Source organism: Bordetella petrii (assembly GCF_017356245.1).
GTDB lineage: Bacteria > Pseudomonadota > Gammaproteobacteria > Burkholderiales > Burkholderiaceae_B > Bordetella_A > Bordetella_A petrii_D.
This window is the reverse complement of record NZ_JAFMZZ010000001.1, coordinates 939,241-958,467: the sequence shown is the minus strand read 5'-3', so window position 1 is coordinate 958,467 and position 19,227 is coordinate 939,241. Positions and strand designations below refer to the sequence as shown.

The 19,227-nt window shown below is 67.2% G+C and carries 20 protein-coding genes; 7 read left to right on the top strand and 13 right to left on the bottom strand.

The genetic code is table 11. From position 1 onward, the window contains the following. The 5 genes from rsfS to J2P76_RS04525 form a co-directional block, all read right to left on the bottom strand. Positions 1–405: a ribosome silencing factor gene (gene rsfS / locus J2P76_RS04545; protein WP_207404815.1), complete on the bottom strand. Its 405-nt coding sequence runs from the start codon at positions 403–405 to the stop codon at positions 1–3. A gap of 52 nt (positions 406–457) precedes the next feature. Further along, on the bottom strand, positions 458–1,045 hold the full coding sequence (gene nadD / locus J2P76_RS04540) for a nicotinate (nicotinamide) nucleotide adenylyltransferase (protein ID WP_207404813.1): 588 nt from the start codon (positions 1,043–1,045) through the stop codon (positions 458–460). After that, positions 1,042–1,953 carry an oxygen-dependent coproporphyrinogen oxidase gene (gene hemF, locus J2P76_RS04535; protein WP_207404811.1) on the bottom strand — a complete coding sequence of 304 codons (912 nt, stop codon included), beginning with the start codon at positions 1,951–1,953 and terminating at the stop codon, positions 1,042–1,044. Before hemF ends, nadD begins: the two co-directional genes overlap by 4 nt. 16 nt (positions 1,954–1,969) lie before the next feature. Continuing rightward, a complete protein-coding gene (gene purD, locus J2P76_RS04530; RefSeq protein ID WP_207404809.1) occupies positions 1,970–3,277 on the bottom strand; it encodes a phosphoribosylamine--glycine ligase in 1,308 nt (435 codons plus the stop codon). 90 nt (positions 3,278–3,367) lie between these two features. Further along, positions 3,368–4,099, bottom strand: a complete 732-nt coding sequence (locus J2P76_RS04525) for a YebC/PmpR family DNA-binding transcriptional regulator (RefSeq protein WP_207404807.1) — start codon at positions 4,097–4,099, stop codon at positions 3,368–3,370. 145 nt (positions 4,100–4,244) lie between these two features. Between J2P76_RS04525 and J2P76_RS04520 the strand changes: the two genes are divergently transcribed. Next, the gene (locus J2P76_RS04520; protein WP_207404805.1) at positions 4,245–5,774 is read left to right on the top strand and encodes a helicase HerA-like domain-containing protein; all 1,530 of its coding nucleotides are present in this window, start codon (positions 4,245–4,247) and stop codon (positions 5,772–5,774) included. On the opposite strand, the gene J2P76_RS04515 is transcribed toward J2P76_RS04520, so the two are convergent. Further along, a complete protein-coding gene (locus J2P76_RS04515; RefSeq protein WP_207404803.1) occupies positions 5,771–7,135 on the bottom strand; it encodes an aspartate aminotransferase family protein in 1,365 nt (454 codons plus the stop codon). The two genes, J2P76_RS04520 and J2P76_RS04515, sit on opposite strands and share 4 nt — an antisense overlap. Before the next feature lie 137 nt (positions 7,136–7,272). On the opposite strand from J2P76_RS04515, the gene J2P76_RS04510 reads away from it, so the two are divergent. The 5 genes from J2P76_RS04510 to J2P76_RS04490 all read left to right on the top strand — a co-directional run bounded on the left by J2P76_RS04510 (position 7,273) and on the right by J2P76_RS04490 (position 11,022). Then, positions 7,273–8,205 carry a 2-hydroxyacid dehydrogenase gene (locus J2P76_RS04510; RefSeq protein WP_207404801.1) on the top strand — a complete coding sequence of 311 codons (933 nt, stop codon included), beginning with the start codon at positions 7,273–7,275 and terminating at the stop codon, positions 8,203–8,205. A 100-nt stretch (positions 8,206–8,305) separates the two neighbouring features. Further along, positions 8,306–9,322 carry a ubiquinone anaerobic biosynthesis protein UbiU gene (gene ubiU, locus J2P76_RS04505; RefSeq protein ID WP_207404799.1) on the top strand — a complete coding sequence of 339 codons (1,017 nt, stop codon included), beginning with the start codon at positions 8,306–8,308 and terminating at the stop codon, positions 9,320–9,322. Positions 9,323–9,327: 5 nt separating this feature from the next. Beyond that, a complete protein-coding gene (locus J2P76_RS04500) occupies positions 9,328–10,212 on the top strand; it encodes a U32 family peptidase (protein ID WP_207404797.1) in 885 nt (294 codons plus the stop codon). Then, on the top strand, positions 10,209–10,625 hold the full coding sequence (gene ubiT, locus J2P76_RS04495) for a ubiquinone anaerobic biosynthesis accessory factor UbiT (protein WP_207404795.1): 417 nt from the start codon (positions 10,209–10,211) through the stop codon (positions 10,623–10,625). The genes J2P76_RS04500 and ubiT overlap by 4 nt, the downstream gene beginning before the upstream one ends. A 4-nt stretch (positions 10,626–10,629) precedes the next feature. Beyond that, positions 10,630–11,022, top strand: a complete 393-nt coding sequence (locus J2P76_RS04490) for a putative zinc-binding protein (protein WP_207404793.1) — start codon at positions 10,630–10,632, stop codon at positions 11,020–11,022. Positions 11,023–11,073: 51 nt separating this feature from the next. Here J2P76_RS04490 and J2P76_RS04485 read toward each other — a convergent pair whose 3' ends face one another. The 4 genes from J2P76_RS04485 to J2P76_RS04470 all read right to left on the bottom strand — a co-directional run bounded on the left by J2P76_RS04485 (position 11,074) and on the right by J2P76_RS04470 (position 15,301). Continuing rightward, complete coding sequence (locus J2P76_RS04485) at positions 11,074–12,267, bottom strand: NAD(P)H-dependent flavin oxidoreductase (RefSeq protein ID WP_207404791.1); 1,194 nt, start codon at positions 12,265–12,267, stop codon at positions 11,074–11,076. A 79-nt stretch (positions 12,268–12,346) separates the two neighbouring features. Continuing rightward, complete coding sequence (locus J2P76_RS04480; protein ID WP_207404789.1) at positions 12,347–13,108, bottom strand: anaerobic ribonucleoside-triphosphate reductase activating protein; 762 nt, start codon at positions 13,106–13,108, stop codon at positions 12,347–12,349. Then, entirely contained in the window at positions 13,071–13,241 is a 171-nt protein-coding gene (nrdD, locus tag J2P76_RS04475; protein ID WP_207404787.1) for an anaerobic ribonucleoside-triphosphate reductase, read from the bottom strand. Before nrdD ends, J2P76_RS04480 begins: the two co-directional genes overlap by 38 nt. A gap of 68 nt (positions 13,242–13,309) precedes the next feature. Then, the gene (locus tag J2P76_RS04470; protein ID WP_207404785.1) at positions 13,310–15,301 is read right to left on the bottom strand and encodes a ribonucleoside triphosphate reductase; all 1,992 of its coding nucleotides are present in this window, start codon (positions 15,299–15,301) and stop codon (positions 13,310–13,312) included. A gap of 175 nt (positions 15,302–15,476) precedes the next feature. On the opposite strand from J2P76_RS04470, the gene hemN reads away from it, so the two are divergent. Then, entirely contained in the window at positions 15,477–16,862 is a 1,386-nt protein-coding gene (hemN, locus tag J2P76_RS04465) for an oxygen-independent coproporphyrinogen III oxidase (protein WP_207404783.1), read from the top strand. Here the strand turns inward: hemN and J2P76_RS04460 are convergent. Genes J2P76_RS04460 through J2P76_RS04450 form a run of 3 tightly spaced genes read right to left on the bottom strand, consistent with a single transcriptional unit; the run spans position 16,859 to position 19,202 of the window. Further along, positions 16,859–17,770 (bottom strand): DMT family transporter, encoded by a 912-nt coding sequence (locus J2P76_RS04460; RefSeq protein ID WP_207404781.1) that lies wholly within the window; start codon positions 17,768–17,770, stop codon positions 16,859–16,861. The two genes, hemN and J2P76_RS04460, sit on opposite strands and share 4 nt — an antisense overlap. A gap of 19 nt (positions 17,771–17,789) precedes the next feature. Next, on the bottom strand, positions 17,790–18,857 hold the full coding sequence (locus J2P76_RS04455) for a histone deacetylase family protein (RefSeq protein ID WP_207404779.1): 1,068 nt from the start codon (positions 18,855–18,857) through the stop codon (positions 17,790–17,792). 54 nt (positions 18,858–18,911) lie between these two features. Continuing rightward, a complete protein-coding gene (locus J2P76_RS04450) occupies positions 18,912–19,202 on the bottom strand; it encodes a cupin domain-containing protein (protein WP_207404777.1) in 291 nt (96 codons plus the stop codon). Between the last annotated feature and the right edge of the window lie 25 nt (positions 19,203–19,227).

Sequence of the window (19,227 nt, the reverse complement as noted above, 5' to 3'; positions counted from 1 at the left end):
TCAGGCGTCGGGGTCGTCGGTATCAGCCAGGGCGCCCGTGGCGGGCGCCGAGCCCGAGCCCGGCAGCAGCTTGACGCGCACCGGCTTGTCGCCCCAGATCTCTTCCAGGTTGTAGTACTGGCGGATGGCCGGCTGCATGATGTGCACCACGATATCGCCCAGGTCGACTACCACCCATTCGCCGGTGTCTTCGCCTTCGACCTTGATGCCGCTGAGCTTGAGCGCGCGGCCGCGGTCGGCCACGCTGGCGGCCAGGGCGCGGGTCTGCCGGTTGGAGGTCGCGCTGGCGATGACCACGCGGTCGAACAGGCTGGTGAGATGGGTCGTATTGAAGACCTTGATGTCCTGCGCCTTCACGTCTTCCAGGGCGTCGATGACGGCACGTTGTAGTTTCTGTATATCCATGTTCGCAAATATAACCCGCCGGGAAGGGCGGCTTGGGCTCAGAGAGCGGATGCTAGCGGTACAGGCCGTGCCGGGCGATATAGCGGGCAACCGCCGGCGGCAGCAGGCCGGCGGTGGAAGCGCCGCGCGCCAGCCGGCTGCGGATGTCGGAGGCCGATATCGCCATGGGAGCGAACGGCAGCTGGGCCAGACCGCGGCGATGCGCCGCCAGCCAGGCGGCAAGCTCGGCCGGCGGCGCCAGCGGAGCGCCGGGGCGGGTTGCCACCGCCAGGTCGACGCGTTCGGCGATGGCCTGCCATTGGTGCCAGGTGCAGAAATTGGCCAGTTGGTCCGCGCCCAGCAGCCACGCATAACGGGCATCGGCGGGCAGGGCGCGCAGGGTGTCGATGGTATAGGTGGCGCCGCCGCGCTCGAGTTCGATGGGGTTGGCCGACAGTCCGGGGTGGCCGTCGATGGCCAGTTCGATCATGCGCAGGCGGTGTTCGGCGGCCGCCCGCAGGGGCGCGCGCTGCCACGGGTTGGCCGCCGGAATGAACTGCACGGCGTCCAGGCGCAGTTCGTCGAGCGCCGCGCGGGCCAGCGCCAGGTGCGCCAGGTGCACCGGGTCAAAGCTGCCGCCCAGCAGGCCGATGCGCTTCACGCCCAATCCCGTGGTTGCAGGAAGCCCGCCAGCGCGGCTTCCGGGGTGCCGGGCGCGGGCTGCCAATCGTAGCGCCACTGCGCCATGGGCGGCATCGACAGCAGGATGGACTCGGTGCGGCCGCCCGATTGCAGGCCGAACAATGTGCCGCGATCGAAAACCAGGTTGAATTCAACGTACCGGCCGCGCCGATAGGCCTGGAAATCGCGCTGCGCCTGTGTATAGGGAGTGTCGCGGCGGCGCTGCACGATGGGCAGATAGGCCGGCAGGAAGGCGTTGCCCACCGAACGCAGCAGGGCGAACGAGGCGTCGAAACCGGGCTCGTTGAGGTCGTCGAAGAAAATGCCGCCGATACCGCGCATTTCTTGCCGATGCTTCAGGTAGAAGTATTCATCGCACCAGCGCTTGTATTGCGGGTAATACGAAGGCCCGTGCGGATCGAGCGCCGCGCGGCAGGTTTGGTGGAAGTGGCGGGCGTCGTCTTCGAAGGCGTAATAAGGGGTAAGGTCGAGCCCGCCGCCGAACCAGAAGACATCGTTTTCGTCATGGCCGGGGCGCGCCGCCGCCACGAACATGCGCACATTCATGTGCGTGGTGGGCACATGAGGGTTGCGCGGATGCAGGACCAGCGACACCCCCATGGCCTGCCACGATCGGCCCGCGAGTTCGGGCCGATGAGCGCTGGCCGAGGGCGGCAGGCGCGTGCCGTGCACGTGGCTGAACAGCACGCCGGCGCGCTCGAGCAACTGGCCGCCTTCGATCAGCCGCGATACTCCGCCTCCGCCTTCGGGGCGCTGCCAGGTATCGGTGCGAAAGGATTCACCGCCGGCCTGCTCCAGCGCCTGGACAATGCTTGCCTGCAGGCCCGTGAGATAGGCGTGGACGTCGGAAACCGGAACTGCGCTCATTGGGCCGCCTGCGATTTCAAGCCTGCGGCTTGGCTTTTTGTTGCGAAGGCTTGAGCGCCCGCCAGCCGATGTCGGTGCGGTACTGACGCCCGTCGAACTGGACCGCGTCGACCGCGGCATAGGCGCGTTCACGCGCCATGCGCACCGAATCGCCCAGCGCGGTGACGCACAGCACGCGGCCGCCGGAGGTCTTGAGCTGGTCGTCTTCGCGCCGGGTGCCGGCGTGGAAGATGGCGCATTCTTCGGTGTCGGCGGGCAGCGGAGCAATGATGTCTCCGCTGCGGGGCGTGCCGGGATAGTTGTGCGCGGCCAGTACCACGCCCAGCGCCGTGCGGCGGTCCCAGACGATGTCGGCCTGGTCGAGCGTGCCGTCGACGGCGTGCTCCAGCGCATCGAGCAGGTCGCTCTTGACCCGCATCATGATGGGCTGGGTTTCCGGGTCTCCCATGCGGCAGTTGAATTCGAGCGTCTTGATGGAGCGGTCGGGATCGTCGCCGGGCGCGATCATCAGCCCCGCGTAGAGGAAACCGGTGTAGGGAATGCCGTCGCGCGCCATGCCTTGCACCGTGGGCAGGATGATCTCGCGCATGATGCGGTGGTGCAGTTCAGGCGTGATGATGGGGGCCGGAGAGTAGGCGCCCATGCCGCCCGTGTTGGGGCCGGCGTCGCCGTCTTGCAGGCGCTTGTGGTCCTGGCTGGTGGCCAGCGCCAGGACATTGCGGCCGTCGACCATGACGATGAAGCTGGCTTCTTCGCCGACCAGGCATTCTTCGATGACCACGCGGGCGCCGGCCTGGCCCAGGCTGCCGTCGCCGAGCATGGTATCGACCGCGGCGTGAGCCTGCTCGAGATCGGCGGCCACCACGACGCCCTTGCCGGCGGCCAGGCCGTCAGCCTTGATGACGATGGGCGCGCCTTGCTGGTCGATGTAGGCGTGTGCCTTGGCCGGGTCGGTGAAGGTTTCGTAGCGCGCGGTGGGAATGCGGTGGCGCACCATGAACGACTTGGCGTAGTCTTTCGAGCTTTCGAGTTGCGCGGCCGCCTTGGTGGGGCCGAAGATTTTCAGGTCGCGCGCGCGGAAGACATCGACCACGCCGGCCGCCAGGGGCGCCTCGGGGCCGACTACTGTCAGCGAAACGCCTTCGCGCTGGACGAAATCGGCCAGTTCTTCGGGGCTGGTGAGCGGCACGTTCTGCAGCAGGTCGCCTTGTTCGGTGCCGCCGTTGCCCGGCGCCACGAAAACCTTGTGGACGCGGGGGGAGCGGGCCAGGCGCCAGGCCAGGGCGTGTTCGCGGCCGCCGGAGCCGATTACCAGGAGTTTCATGTTCTATTGCTTCTTAAAGTAGCCATGGCGCCGTATCGCCGCAGGCATGGCACGAGGGGCCGGCACGGCGAGCCCGCCGTGCCGCTGGGGTCATTGCGCTTCGTCGAAGACGACCGTGGTATAGACTTCCTGTACGTCGTCCAGGCCTTCCAGGGCGTCGAGCAGTTTCTGCATTTTCACGGCGTCTTCGCCGGTGAGTTCGGTTTCGTTCTGGGGCTTCATGATGATGCCCTCGACCTCGGCCTTCAGGCCGGCCGCCTCGAATGCCTGCCGCACCGCGGCGTAGTCGGTCGGCGCGCAGATGACTTCGATGACGCCTTCGTCGTCGGTGGCGACGTCTTCGGCGCCGGCTTCCAGGGCGGCCTCCATGACGGCGTCTTCGGCGGTGCCGGGCGCGAACACGAATTGGCCGCAGTGCTTGAACATGAAGGCCACCGAGCCTTCCTGCCCCAGGTTGCCGCCGTTCTTGGCGAATGCGTGCCGGACTTCGGCCACGGTACGGGTGCGGTTGTCGGTCATGCAGTCGACGATGACCGCCGCGCCGCCCACGCCATAGCCTTCGTAGCGGACTTCTTCATAGTTGGCGCCATCGGCGCCACCGGCGCCGCGCTGGATGGCGCGCTGGACGTTGTCTTTGGGCATGTTGGCGTCGGTGGCCTTGTCCCAGGCCATGCGCAGCCGCGGATTGCTGTCCGGGTCGGGGCCGCCGGCTCGCGCCGCCACGGTGATCTCACGAATGATTTTGGTCCAGAGCTTGCCCCGCTTGGCGTCCTGGCGGCCCTTGCGGTGCTGGATATTGGCCCATTTGCTGTGTCCGGCCATGATGTCCCAGAAGTGATATACGCAAAACGGGCATTTTACCGTGGTTGGGCGGGCTACGTTTTCGGATGTGCGGGTTTGTGTCCACAACCGGCAGCGCACGCAATACACTTGTGGCACCATTTTTCGCGCCGCCTGGAGAGCCGCCATGCCCGATCCCATCATCGTCGCCCAGAACGCCAAGGCCCAGCTGGCCCTGCTGCCCGCGCTGGCCAACCGCCACGGATGCATTACCGGCGCCACGGGCACGGGCAAGACCGTCACGTTACAAGTGCTGGCCGAGGCATTTTCGCGCATCGGCACCCCCGTATTCATGGCCGACGTCAAGGGCGACCTGACCGGTATTTCCCAGGCAGGGGCCGCCTCGCCCAAGCTGCAGGAGCGCCTGCAGACCCTGGCCCTGCCCGAGCCGGCCTGGGGCGCCAGCCCGACGGTATTGTGGGACGTGTTCGGCGAGCAGGGGCTGCCCGTGCGGGCCACGGTATCCGACATGGGGCCCTTGCTGCTGTCGCGCATGCTGGAGCTCAACGACACCCAGGAAGGGGTGCTGACGCTGGTGTTCCGGGTGGCCGACGACGAAGGCCAGTTGCTGCTGGACCTGAAAGACCTGCGCGCCATGCTGCAGAACGTGGCCGACCGGGCGGCCGAGCTCAAGACCCGCTATGGCAATGTGTCCTCGGCGTCCGTCGGCGCCATCCAGCGCAGCCTGCTGACCCTGGAATCCCAGGGGGCCCAGCAGTTTTTCGGTGAGCCGATGCTCGATGTCAACGACCTGATGCGCACCGATGCGCAGGGCCGGGGCATTGTCAATATTCTGGCGGCCGACAAGCTGATGCAGTCGCCGCGGCTGTATGGCGTGTTCCTGCTGTGGCTGCTGGCCGACCTGTACGAGAAACTGCCGGAAGTCGGCGACCGCGAACAGCCCAAGCTGGTGTTTTTCTTCGACGAGGCGCATCTGCTGTTCGACGACGCGCCCAAGGCCTTGCTGGACAAGATCGAGCAGGTGGTGCGGCTGGTGCGTTCCAAGGGGGTAGGGGTGTACTTCGTGACCCAGAACCCCCTGGACATCCCGGATTCGGTGCTGGGCCAGTTGGGCAACCGGGTCCAGCACGCGCTGCGGGCGTTCACCCCGCGCGACCAGAAAGCCGTCAAGACCGCGGCGCAGACCATGCGGCCGAACCCGGGCCTGGACATCGAGGGCGCCATCACCGAGCTGGGCGTGGGCGAGGCGCTGGTGTCGCTGCTGGATGCCAAGGGGCGGCCGGCCCCCACCGAGCGGGCCTGGATACTGCCGCCGGGCAGCCGCATCGGCCCCGCCACGGACGCCGAGCGCAAGGCGCTGCAGGACGCCGCCATGGTGGGCAAGTACGCCCAGACGGTGGACCGCGAGTCTGCCTACGAGGTGCTGAGCGCCCGCGCCTCCGCCGACGCGCCGGATGCAGCGGCGCCCGCCGGCCGCTCGAAAACCGCGGACGGTTCGTCCAAGGGTTCTGCCGGCGCCGAGGAATCCGGCGGCCTGATGGGCGAGCTGAACGATGTGCTGTTCGGGTCTACCGGCCCGCGAGGCGGCCGGCGCGACGGCGTGGTGCAGTCGGTGGCCAAGAGCACGGTTCGCACGCTGGCGCGCCAGCTCGTGCGGGGCGTGCTCGGTTCGCTGCTGGGATCGCGGCGGCGCTAGCCCACGAAGGCACTGACGTCGTCCAGTGTCGCGGCGAAGCGCCGCACCATGTCGCGGACTTGGGCGGCTTCGATGATCAGCGGCGGGCAGAATGCCACCGTATCCTGGATGCCGCGCACGATCAGGCCGTGCGCGTGCGCCCGTTCGTAGGCATGCGCGCCGGCCTTGCCCAGCGGGTCGAACGGGCGGCGGCTGGCCTTGTCTGCCACCAGTTCGACGCCGGCAATCAGGCCCAGGCCGCGTACCTCGCCGACCAGCGGGTGATCCGCCAGGGCGCGCAGTTCCTGTTGCAGCAGCTGTCCCATCTCGGCTGCGTGCTCGATCAGGCCGCGCTCATCGATGATGGCCAGGTTTTCCAGGGCCACGGCGGTGGCTACGGGGTGGCCGCTGGCGGTATAACCGTGCCCGAAAGTGCCCAGCCGGCCGCTGTGGGCGGCCACGGCATCGGCCACCTTGGCGTTCAGCAGCACCGCGCCCAGTGGCTGGTATGACGAGGTGATCTGCTTGGACAGCACCATGATGTCGGGCTCGATGCCCAGGACGTCGCTGCCGAATCGCTGGCCCAGGCGCCCGAAGCCGGTGATGACCTCGTCGGCAATGACCAGCACATCATATTTGCGGCACACGGCCTGGATTTTCTGCCAATAGGTGTGCGGCGGCACGATCACGCCGCCGGCACCCATGACCGGCTCGCCGATGAAGGCGGCGATCGTGTCCGGCCCTTCGTTCAGGATCAGGGCCTCGAGCTCGCCGGCCAGCCGGGTGGCGTAGTCTTCCTCGGATTCGCCGGGCAGCCCGTTGCGGTAGTGGTGGGGGCATGCCGTGTGCAGGATGCGCGCCAGCGGCAGGTCGAAATCTTTATGGTTGCCGGCCAGGCCGGTCAGGCTGGCCGACGCCACCGTCACGCCGTGATAGCCGCGCTGGCGCGCAATAATCTTTTTCTTGTCGGGACGGCCCAGCGCATTGTTGTAGTACCACACCAGCTTGATGACGGTATCGTTGGCTTCCGAGCCGGAGTTGGTGAAAAAGGCCTTGGCCATGCGTCCGCCCGTGTAGCCTACCAGGCGTTCGGCCAGTTCGATGGCCGGCGCATGCGATTTGTGCGTGAAGGTGTGGTAGTACGGCAGCTTCTGCAGCTGGCGCGCGGCCGCGTCGACCAGCCGCTGCTCGCCGAAGCCGACCGCCACGCTCCACAGGCCGGCCATGCCTTCCAGGTACTGGCGGCCCTGGTCATCGTAGACATACACGCCTTCGCCGCGGTCGATCACGATCGGGCCGGTGCGCTGGTGCGCCACGGCATTGGTGTAGGGATGCAGCTGGTATTGCACATCGCGCAGCTGGGTATCGTTCAGTGTGGTCATGGGCCTGGCCTGGAAAGTGGGCGGAGGCAGTGCGCCGGCCGCCGATTGAGCCTGTTATATCATCATCAGAGCGCGGCAGGCGGCCGCCCGTCCGCCGCCCGGCCGTATTCACCCCTACAGACCCGACATCATCCGCCATGAAAATCGTCTTTGCCTCCAGCCACGAAATCACGCCGCACGAATGGATCGACCCGCTGGCCGCGGCGCTGCCCGGCGCCGAGGTCGTGCTGTGGAGGCCTGATCTGCCGGTGCAGGAGGCGGACGTCGCAGTGGTGTGGGGCCCCCCGGCCGAGTTGTTCGAGCGCGAGCGAAAGTTGCGCGCGGTGTTCAATCTGGGCGCGGGCGTCGATGCCCTGTTCAAGCTGCCTTCGCTGCCCGCCGACCTGCCCATTGTGCGGCTGGAAGACGCCGGCATGGCCGTGCAGATGGCCGAATATGCTGTCTGGGCCGTGGTGCGCGCCAGCCGGCAGCTGGACGACTATGCCGCGCAGCAACGGGCGGGGGTGTGGCAACCCTTGCCTGAACTCGACCGCACGCAGTGGCCCATCGGTGTGCTGGGCACCGGGGTGATGGGCACACGCGTTGCGCAGACGCTGGCGGCGCTGGACTACCCGGTGGCCGGGTGGTCGCGCAGCGGCAAGGTGCCGGCTGGCGTGCAGGGCTTTGCCGGGGTCGAGCGGCTGCCGGAATTCCTGGCGCGCACTCGCGTGCTGATCAATACCTTGCCCCTTACCGAAGAGACCCGCGACATTCTGCGCCGCGACACCCTGCAGCAATTGCAGCCGCAGTCCTATCTGGTGAACATGGGCCGCGGCCAGCACCTGGTGGAAGAAGACCTGCTGGCCCTGCTCGAATCCGGCCATATGCACGGGGCCACTCTGGATGTATTCCGCCAGGAGCCGCTGCCCGCCGATCATCCATTCTGGCGTCATCCGCGCGTCACTATCACGCCCCACGTGGCGGCCCTGAGCCTGCGGCGCGAAACAATCGCCCAGGTGGCCGACAAGATCAGCCGTTTCATGCGCGGTGAGCCGCTGACGGGCATGGTCGCGCGCGATCGCGGCTATTGAGCAGGCCGGGGTTCGCGGCCGGCCGCGGCGTGGCGGAGCCGGCCGGCAGGCCTTGATCTGTGACAAGGCGAAAGAGTAGGACTGACTCCTACACTGCCGCATGGAAACGCGCACCTCTGCTCTAGACCTGGTGGCTCCCGCCGGCAGCCTGGCCGCCCTGAAAGCTGCCCTGAACGCCGGCGCCGACGCCGTATACCTGGGCCTGAAAAACGCCACAAACGCCCGCAACTTCGCCGGCCTGAACTTCACCGAAACCGACGTCCGCGCCGGCATCGACCTGGCCCATGCCATGGGGCGCCGGGTTCTGTTCGCCATCAACACCTTCCCGCAGGCCGGCCGCACCCACGAATGGCGCGCCGCCGTCGACGCGGCCCACGCCCTGCAGGCCGACGCCGTCATCATGGCCGACCCCGGTCTCATGGCCTACACGCGCGACCGCTATCCGGGCCTGCGCCTGCACATGTCGGTACAGGGCTCGGCCACCCATGTCGATGCCATCGAACTGATGCGCGAGCAGTTCGGCATCAGCCGCGTCGTGCTGCCGCGGGTGCTCACCATGGCCGAAATCGGCAAAATCTGCGCCCAGACTTCGGTCGAGATCGAAGTCTTCGGTTTCGGCAGCCTGTGCGTCATGGCCGAAGGCCGTTGCCTGCTGTCGTCATATGCCACGGGCGATTCGCCCAACAACAAGGGCGTATGTTCGCCGGCCCATGCCGTGCGCTGGTACGAAACCGAAAGCGGCCTTGACGCCCGCCTGAACGGCATCCTGATCGACCGTTATGTGCAGGGCGAGCCAGCCGCCTATCCCACCTTGTGCAAGGGCCGTTTCGAAGTCGGGGGCCAGGCCGACTATGCCATCGAAGAGCCCGCCAGCCTCAATGCGCTGGGGCTGCTGCCGGCCATTCACGCCATGGGCGTGTCGGCCGTCAAGATCGAAGGGCGCCAGCGCAGCCCCGCGTATGTCGGCCAGGTGGTTGCCACCTTGCGCGCGGCGCTGGACGCCGTGCACGCCGACGCGGCGCGCTATTCGGTCAAGCCCGACTGGCTGGCCGCGTTGGCCCGCCATGCCGAAGGGGCCCAGGTCACGCAAGGCGCCTTCGACCGTCCCTGGAAATGACTCTCATGCCTTATCAGATTTCACTGGGCCCGCTGCTGTACTACTGGCCCCGGCGCACCGTGCTGGATTTCTACGCCGCCGCCATCGATAGCCCCGTCGACATCGTCTACGTGGGCGAAACCGTCTGTAGCCGCCGCCACGAACTGCGCGCGGCCGACTGGCTGGAGCTCGCCCGCGCATTGCGCGACGCGGGGAAAACGGTGGTGTTGTCCAGCCAGACCCTCATCGAAACCAGCGCCGACGCGCATGCCTTGCGGCGCCTGTGCGAACACGACGACTTCCTGCTCGAGGCCGGCGAGGTCGGCGCGCTGCGCCACCTGAAGGGGCGCCATTTCGTGGCGGGGCCGCATATCAACGCGTACCATGGCGACACGCTGGCCTGGCTGGCCGCGCAAGGCGCCTTGCGCGTCGTGGTGCCGGTTGAAATGGATCGCGACACACTGCAATGCCTGTTGCAAGAGCGGCCGCCGGGCCTGCAGGCCGAAGTCATGGTGTGGGGCCGCCTGCCGTTGGCCTTTTCGGCCCGATGCTTCACCGCGCGCCATTTCCGCCTGAAAAAAGACGCCTGCGAGTTCCGCTGCATCGAGCATCCCGACGGCCTGCCCGTGCAAACACGCGAAGGGCAGCAGTTCCTGGCATTCAACGGTATCCAGACCCAATCAGCGGCATGCCTGGATCTTCTGGACCAGGCCCGCGAACTCGCCGCCATGGGCGTCGACGTGTTGCGCGTCAGCCCGCAGTCGCAGAATACCTTGCAGGCCGTGGCCGCACTCGACCACATACGCCAGGGCTTGCCGCCGCAGCCGGTAGCCCCGCCCGAGGGCATCGGCCGCTGCAACGGCTATTGGCACGGCAAGGCCGGCATCGATTATCTGGAAACCCAACCATGAACCGCATTACCGCCATGTTGTCGCGCCTTGACCGCCTGCTGCCAGCCCCCCTGGTCTCGGCGCATTTCGCGCTGGGCCTGGAAATCGCCCGCCACTTCAAGTGGTTGCAGCCACCCACGGAAATCGAAGGCAAGCGCTTTGCCATCAAGGTCGAAGACCTGGGGCTGCGCAGCTGCTTCACCTGCCGGCAGGGTCGCTTCCGGCCGTTGTGGGCTGCCGATGTCGATCTCGAGCTGGGGGCCTCGCTGAGTGATTTCGCGGCATTGCTGCGGGGCACTTCGGATGCCGACACCTTGTTTTTCCAGCGCCGCCTGCGCATCGCCGGCGATACCGAGCTGGGGCTGATCGTGAAAAACTGGCTGGACGCCACCGAACGGCCCGGCTGGCTGCGACGCGTAGGCGGGGAGGCCTGACACCATGAACGCACCTGACCCGACCCTGCCCCTGGTCTATTCGTGTTCGGGCTGTTCCAGTGTGGCGCAGCTGGCCAATTACCTGGCCGTGCGGCTGGATCACGAGGACGCGGCGGAAATGTCGTGCATCAGCGGCGTGGGTGGAGGCGTGCCCATGCTGGTGAAGCGGGCGCGCAGCGGGCGGCCCATTCTGGCATTGGATGGCTGCGTGCTGGCGTGCACCAGGGCTTGCCTGGCCCGCGTGGGTGTGGAGCCCACGCGCCACATGGTGTTGAACCAGTACGGCGCCACCAAGCGGTACCACGAAGACAGCACCGAAGCCGAGCGGGCGGCGGCCTGGGAGGTTGTGTCTATCGTGGCACGGCAACTGGCTGCCGACGCTGACGCAGATACCTAGCGATAGTGTTGTTTGGCCGCTGCCCTCAGGGCAGCGGCGATCGGGGCGGATTCAGGCCAGCGCGGCGGCGGTATTGCCGGCAGGCGCTATTGGCGCGTTGGCTGGCATGACACCATGAAGCAGGTAGTCGATGAGTTCGCGCACAGGGCGTATGGCATCGCCGAAGGGCAGTTTCGAACCGCCACGGAAGAACAGCCCCTTGTCGACTTCTCCGCGCACCGCGGCAGCCAGCTTCAGGTCGATGCAGAACTGGCCGAAACGGGCCAGGCCGTCGCGCAATCCGCATTGGGTCAGGCAATCCATGCGCTGGGTGCAGCGGCGCGGATCGGGCCTGGCGTTTTCCTGCAGGCGCTTTTCCTGGCGCAGGTAGCGCACCAGCCAGGGCGTGGCCACGGCGCGGGCCGGCAGGCCGGCCACGCTGATGAATTCTTTGAGCTGGGAAGGGTCGGCGTCGATGAGCACCTGCTTGAAGTTCTGGTGCGCGTCGCCTTCTTCGGTAACGGCAAAGGCCGTGCCCACCTGCACCGCATCGGCCCCATGGGAGAGCCAATGCCTGACCTTGTCGTGGCTGCCCACCCCGCCGGCCACGATGAGCTTGGGCGCATCGCGGCTGAGGCCGAGCTCGTCGAACAGCGCCCGGCATTCGGCCAGCACCTTGCCGAAACTGAAGCGCTCGTCGCGCAGTTCGGACAGCTTGCTGGCGCCCAGGTGGCCGCCGGCGTGGGCGGGGTGCTCGATGACCACGGCGGAGGCCAGCCGGCCCTTTTTAAGCCATTTTTTAAGCACGACGGCGACACCGCGCGCTTCTGAAAGAATGGGAATGAGGGCGACCTTGTCGTGGCCCGCCGTCATTTCGGGGAGATCGAGCGGCAGGCCGGCGCCCATGACGATGGCATCGGCGCCGCTTTCGCAGGCCTGTTTCACCAGGGCCGCGTGATCGCGCACCGCTTTCATGACATTGACGGCAATCAGGCCGCGGCCCCTGGACAGCTGGCGCGCGGCCTGGATTTCGCGGTCGAGCGCCGTGCGGTTGGCCTGGTCGATGGCATCCCGGTCGCGGCACTTGATGGTTTTTTCGAGCAGGTCGGGGTGGTGATGGCGCAGGTCGACGCTGGCGATGGTGCCGATGGCGTTTTCGCTTGCGACCGCGCCGGCCAGGCGATGCGCCGAGATGCCCACCCCCATGCCGCCTTGGACGATGGGTAGCAGCTCACGGCCGGCGAGAGTCAGTGTTTTGAACCACATGGATACAGAATCCCTAATTTGGGCAATAGCGCAACGGTAGGCGATGAGCCCCAGCTGTGTATTGCGCTATGTCAAGGTATTAGCGATAGAGGAATTGCGGAAAGAGCGCCTGGAGTTCGTCGAGCGCGGCGGCGCTGAGCGCGGCGGAGGGCGCGGAGCCGGGCGAGGGGCGATGGTTTTGCACCGTGTAATGGCGCACACCGCGCCGGGCGAGATCGCGCGCCAGGTCGAGCAGGGCGGGCTCGGTCAACCAGTCGGGGTGCCAGGTGGTACGGCATTCGAAATTGGCGCGGCTGGCCAGCAGCGAATCGAGGCAGGCCTGGGCGGCCGGGTAAGTGCCTGTGCGGCCGGTGAGGGCATCGTGGCCCGCGGCATCGGCCTTGACGTCGAAACCCACCCAGTCGAGGCTGGGCAGCAGTTCGCGCAGACGCGACGGGTAGATGCCCGCCGTATGCAGTGCCACGCGGAACCCCAGTGTCCTGACCGCGCGCACCATTTGCGGCAGGCGGGGTTCGCTGAGCGGTTCGCCGCCCGAGAAGACCACCGCGTCGAGCAGGCCCTGCCGGCTACGCAGGAATTCGAGCACGGCGTTCCAGTCGTAGTGGCCGCCGCGCACTTGCAGGTGCGGGTTGTGACAGTAACTGCAGCGCCAGGGGCATCCGGCGATGAACACCACGCAGGCCAGCATGCCGGGCCAGTCGACGCTGGAATAGGGCACGATGCCGCCGATGGAGGGTTCGCCGCGCGGCACCGCCAGCATGGCTGGCGGCGCCGCGGCCCATCGGGGGACGGCGCCGCCGGCGTCAGGCAGCGCGTTGTTCGGAGAAGAAGCGGCGTTCATTGAATTCGCCCTGCTTGCCGGTATTGAACGAGGTGACCGGGCGGTGATAGCCCATGACGCGCGTCCAGATTTCGCAGCGCACGCGTTGGCTGTCGTCGAGGGGCAGGGTGGGGGCAGAGGTTACGGTTTGCATGAGAGCTCCTGTGGGAAAAGAAGCGGGCCGGGCGATGCCGGGGCCCGCGATGCCGGGCGCGCGGGCGCCTAGCCGTGGCTGCATGCCTGCTGCCGGGAGAGCAGTTCGGCATCGCATTTGGGGCAGAATTCGTGCCGGCCGGACAAGTATCCGTGGGTGGGGCAGATCGAGAACGTAGGGGTGATGGTGATATAGGGCAGGCGGAAGTTTTCGAGCGCGCGCCGCACCAGCTGGCGGCAGGCGCTGGCCGAGGATACGGCTTCGTTCATGTACAGGTGCAGCACCGTGCCGCCGGTGTACTTGCTTTGCAGGGTTTCCTGCATGGCCAGCGCGTGGAAGGGGTCGTCGGTGTGGCCCACCGGCAACTGGCTGGAATTGGTGTAGTAGGGCTGGGCATCGGTGCCTGCCTGCAGGATGCCGGGCCAGCGCTTGCGGTCTTCGCGGGCGAAGCGGTAGGTGGTGCCCTCGGCCGGTGTGGCTTCGAGGTTGTACAGATGCCCGGTAGCTTCCTGGAATTCGGTCATGCGGGCTCGTACGTGGTCGAGCAGGCGCACGGCCAGCGCGTGCCCCTGGGGCGCGGTGAGGTCGTACGCATCGCCGCTGAAGTTCCGCACCATTTCGTTGATGCCGTTCACGCCCAGCGTGCTGAAGTGGTTGCGCAGCGTGCCCAGATAGCGACGGGTGTAGGGATACAGGCCCTGGTCGATATAGCGCTGCACCACCTTGCGCTTGACTTCGAGGACGTCGCGGCCCAGTTCCAGCAGGGTGTCCAGGCGCTGGAACAGGGCGGGCTCGTTGCCGGCATGCAGATAGCCCAGCCGCGCGCAGTTGACCGTGACCACGCCCAGCGAGCCGGTTTGCTCGGCCGAGCCGAACAGCCCGTTGCCGCGCTTGAGCAGTTCGCGCAGGTCGAGCTGCAGCCGGCAGCACATCGAGCGCACCATGTGGGGTTCGAGATCGGAATTGAGGAAATTCTGGAAGTACGGCAGGCCGTACTTGGCGGTCATGTCGAACAGGAGTTCGGTATTGGGGTGGTCCCAGTCGAAATCGGCAGTGATGTTGTAGGTGGGGATGGGGAACGTGAACACCCGGCCCTTGGCGTCGCCGGCCATCATGACTTCGATGTAGGCGCGGTTGATCATGTCCATTTCGACCTGCAGATCGCCGTAGCTGAACGGCATTTCCTGGCCGCCGATGTAGGGAACCTGCTCGCGCAGGTCGGCCGGGCAGGTGAGGTCGAACGTGAGGTTGGTGAACGGCGTCTGGGTGCCCCAGCGGCTGGGCACGTTGAGGTTGTAGATGAGCTCTTGCATGGCCTGCTTGACCTCGGCGTACGACATGTTGTCGCGGCGTACGAACGGTGCCATGTAGGTATCGAACGAGCTGAACGCCTGGGCGCCGGCCCATTCGTTTTGCAGGGTGCCCAGGAAGTTGACGATCTGGCCGATGGCGGCGGACATGTGGCGCGGCGGCGTGGCCTCGACCTTGCCGGGGATGCCGTTGAAGCCTTCGGTGAGCAGTTGCCGCAACGACCAGCCGGCGCAGTAGCCGCTGAGCATGTCGAGATCGTGGATGTGGATGTCGCCCTCGCGGTGGGCCTGGCCCGCGGCCGGGCTGTATACATGGGACAGCCAGTAGTTGGCGGTGACCTTGCCGGCCACGTTCAGGATCAGGCCGCCCAGGCTGTAGCCCTGATTTGCGTTGGCGTTGACGCGCCAGTCGCGCTGGTCCAGGTATTCTTCCATGGCGCTTTCGACGTCGACCAGCGTGTGCTGCAGCGAGCGCAGGCGGGCGTGGCGTTCGCGGTGGACGATATAGGCGCGCGCCGTGTGCCAGCAGCCTGCTTCGACCAGTGCTTCTTCGACCAGGTTCTGGATGGTTTCGATGCCGGGGCGGAGGTGGCCGGCCAGGCGAGCGGCCACGCGTGCGCCCAGTATTTCAGCGGCGGCGGCGTCGATTTCGCCGGTGGCCTGGCCGGCGGCGGCGATGGCATGGACGATCTTGGCGCCGTCGAAGCTGACGATGCGGCCGTCGCGCTTGAGGATTTCTTGGGGCATCATGGGCGGATACTTCATGTAGTGTTGGTCTGGGTAGACTACTACTACATCATGTGGTTAGAAACCCTGCGGGCTGGGCGATGGCTGGCTGCTTGATGCAACGCAATTGCTGCGCTCATCTGCGGTTTGTTTGCGAAGAATCAACATGCCCGGCAGTGCCGCTTTGCATAATCGATTCATGCAATCCCCGCCTTCATTCTCGCGCGACATCCTGGCCCGGCTCGACAAGAACGGCCCGCGCTACACCTCTTATCCCACCGCCGACCGCTACGACGCCAGCTTCGGGCCTGCACAGTACCGCCAGGCGCTGTCCTGTCGCGCGCAGGATAGGGCGCGCGGCCCGCTATCGCTGTACGTGCACATTCCTTTCTGCGAGTCGCTTTGCTACTACTGCGCCTGCAACAAGGTGATCACGCGCCACCATGAGCGCGCGGCGCGCTACCTGGATGCCTTGCGGCGTGAAATGGCCTTGCACAGCAGCCTGGTCGGCCGCGGCGTACCGGTATCGCAGCTGCATTTCGGCGGGGGCACGCCCACTTTCCTGTCCGACGCCGAACTCGACGGCCTGATGGCGGCGCTGCGCAGCCACTTTCAGTTGCTGCCCGACGCCGAAATCTCTGTCGAAGTCGATCCGCGCACCGCCACGGCCGAGCGCCTGGCGTACCTGGCCGGCCTGGGGTTCAACCGCCTGAGCCTGGGCGTGCAGGACTTCGACCCCGCGGTGCAGCGCGCCGTGCACCGCATGCAGCCGTACGAAAGCGTGCGCGACCTGATGCACAGCGCCCGGCAGCTGGGCTATGCGTCGGTGAACATGGACCTGATCTACGGCCTGCCTCTGCAGACCGCCGAATCATTCGCGCGCACGCTGGAACAGGTCTGCGGCTTGAGGCCCGACCGCATCGCGCTGTATGGGTACGCGCATCTGCCGGAACGCTTCAAGGCGCAGCGCCGCATCCTGCCGGCCGAGCTGCCCGACGGCGAGACGCGCATCGCCCTGCTGGGTTCAGCCATCACGCGCTTCCTGGATGCCGGCTACGACTACATCGGCATGGACCACTTCGCCCTGCACGATGACGCACTGGCCCAGGCCAAGCGGGCGGGGCGCCTGCACCGCAATTTCCAGGGCTACAGCACCCAGCCCGACCGCGACCTGATCGCCCTGGGCGTATCGGCCATCGGGCGCGTGGGCGCCACCTACAGCCAGAACGCCAAGACCCTGGACGGCTATTACGCGCGCATCGACCAGGGCGAGTTCGCGGTCGAGCGGGGCCTGGCCATGAGCGCCGACGACCTGCTGCGCCGCGACGTCATCATGGCCATCATGTGCCAGGGCGGGCTGGATTTCCGCGCCGTCGAACAGGCGCACGGCATCGTGTTCGAATCTTATTTCGCCGATGAGCTGCAGGCGCTGCAAAACCTGGCCGGCATGGGGCTGGTGCAGTGCCGGCCCGACGGGCTGCACGTCAGCGACCTGGGTTGGTATTTCGTGCGCGCGGTGGCCATGGTATTTGACCGGCATCTGCGCGAACGCCGCACCCAGGCGCAATATTCGCGCATCGTCTAGCGCCCGCCGCCCGGCAAGGCCGGCCCGCGGGCAGCAGCCAGCGACAGGCCGGCCGCCACGATGAGCGCCATGCCCGCCATGGCCAGCACATCGGGCGGGCGGCCGAATACGAAGGTGCTGAAAGCCACGGCCATCAGCAGGTGGCAGTAATTGAACGGCGCCAGTGTCGAGGCGGGCACTCGCCGGAAGGCGGCGATCAGCAATATCTGGCCCAATCCATTGGTGACGCCCAGCAGCACGATTGCCGCCCAGTCGCGCAGCGCCGGCCATGGGTCGGGCAGGAAGAACGGCGCCGGCAGCGCGGTGACGGCCAGGCATACGAAGGCGGTGTATCCGTACTGCACATGGCCGGGCACGCGGCCCGAGAGTTTGCGGGTCAAGACCTGGAACAGCGCATAGCTGACTGCCGAGACCGCCATCAGCGCGGTGCCCAGCCATGGCAGGCTGCCGCCCGGCCGCACGATCAGCAGCATGCCGGCGCAGCCCAGCGCGACCGCCGCCCATTGCCGGGCGCCGACGCGCTCGCGCAGCAGCCAGGGCGACAGGGCCACCACGATGAGCGGCGAAGTGAAATAGATGGCGGTGGCCTCTGACAGGGGCATCCAGATCAGGGCTGTCATGAAGCAGGTGCCCACGGTGCCAAGCATGAGCCCGCGCAACAGCAGCAGCCCCTTGTCGGGCGTGGCCGACAGGCGCGGCAACCCGTGGCGCAGCACCAGACCCGCGGCGATGGTGGCCACCGACAGGTAGCGCATTACGTTCAGGAAGGGCGCCGGATAAAGCGTCAGCAGGTGCTTGATCGCGGCGTCGAAGCTGGCGAACAGCACCAGCGCCGCCAGATACAGCGCGATACCGGAGCCGGGCGACGGCGGCGGGCCGGACAGATCGGCGGCATGGGGCCGGGGCATGGGAGGCCTGTGCCTGCCGCTAGTGGGCTACCGTCTGCGCCATGCCCTGCAGGAATGCGTCCAGCGCCGGGCCGATGGCGTCGACCAGGTAGCCGCCTTCCTGCACGATCACGGTGGGCAGGCCCAGCCCGTTGACGCGCTCGCCGATATGCCGGTAGGCGTCGATGTCCAGCGTCAGCACGCTGATGGGGTCGTCTTTGTAGGTGTCGAAGCCCAGCGGCAAGACCAGTGCGCGCGGACGGTAGTCGCGCAGCGCCACCAGGGCGTTGTCCAGCGCGTCGAGGAAAGCCTCGTCGCCAGAGCCGTGCGCCAGGGGGAAGTTCAGGTTGTAGCCGTGGCCGCTGCCATAGCCGCGCTCGTGGGCATGGCCGGTATAGAACGGGTAATACCCGGCGGGATCGGCGTGCAGCGACAGCGTCATGACGTCGGCGCGCTGGTAGAAGATCTGCTGCGTGCCGTCGCCATGATGGGCGTCGACGTCCAGGATGGCGATCTTGCCGTAGGCCTGCAGCAGGCGCTGGGCCGCGGCGGCGCTGCTGTTCAGGTAGCAGAAGCCTCCCGCGCGATCGCGGTGCGCATGGTGGCCCGATGGCCGGCAAAGTGCGTAGGCTACGCCCTGGTTCTGCGCCACCCAGTCGGCGGCGGCCACCGCGCTGTGGGTGGAGCGCAGCGCCGAGCGCCAGGTGTGCGGGCCGATCGGGCACGACAGGTCGCCCAGGTAGTAGCCTGCTTGCGCCACCACCGAGCCGGACGGGCACGGGCCGCGTTCGGCCTGTTCGAGGCGGCCGCTGTAGTAGGGCCCCAGGTTGGGCAGCACCTCGTCGCCCGGATCCATGCCGTTGGCGCGCAGCGCCAGCCAGCGTGCATAGGCGTGTTCCAGGAAGTCCAGGTAGTCGGGGCTGTGCACGCCATGCAGCGGGCCGCGCCCGTAGTCGGGCGGCGCCTGCAGCGGCACGCCGCGGGCGGCCAGCGCCGCCTGCAGGGTCTGGGCGCGCGCGGGCGTGTCGGTGGGCGCGCACAGGCGGCCCAGGCGCATGAATTGCCGCGGCTGGTGCAGCATCTGCTCTTCGCAAAAAAACGCCTTCATGAGTATTCCCGTCAGTGTCTGTCCACACTACAAGGAGCCGTGTACCGGCCAGCCCTAAGCCTGCTTGAGCTCGATTTCCACGAAGACGAATTCGGTGTCGTTCGGATTGACCACGTTGTGTTCGACGCCCAGCGGCCGGTAATACGAGATGCCGGTGCGCAGATCGCTGGACACTTGTCCGTCGGGCGTTTCGAGCAGCAGCGGCCCGGTGGTCTGGGGCACCACCACATAAGGCATGCCGTGGCGGTGCCAGCCGGTTTCGCCGCCCGGCGGGAAGCGCCATTCGGTCACCCTGACGTGTTCGTTGTCGATCTGCACCGTGGGCACTGCGCCGGGGCGGTTCATCGGGTTGTCTCCTTGTCGTGTGGCA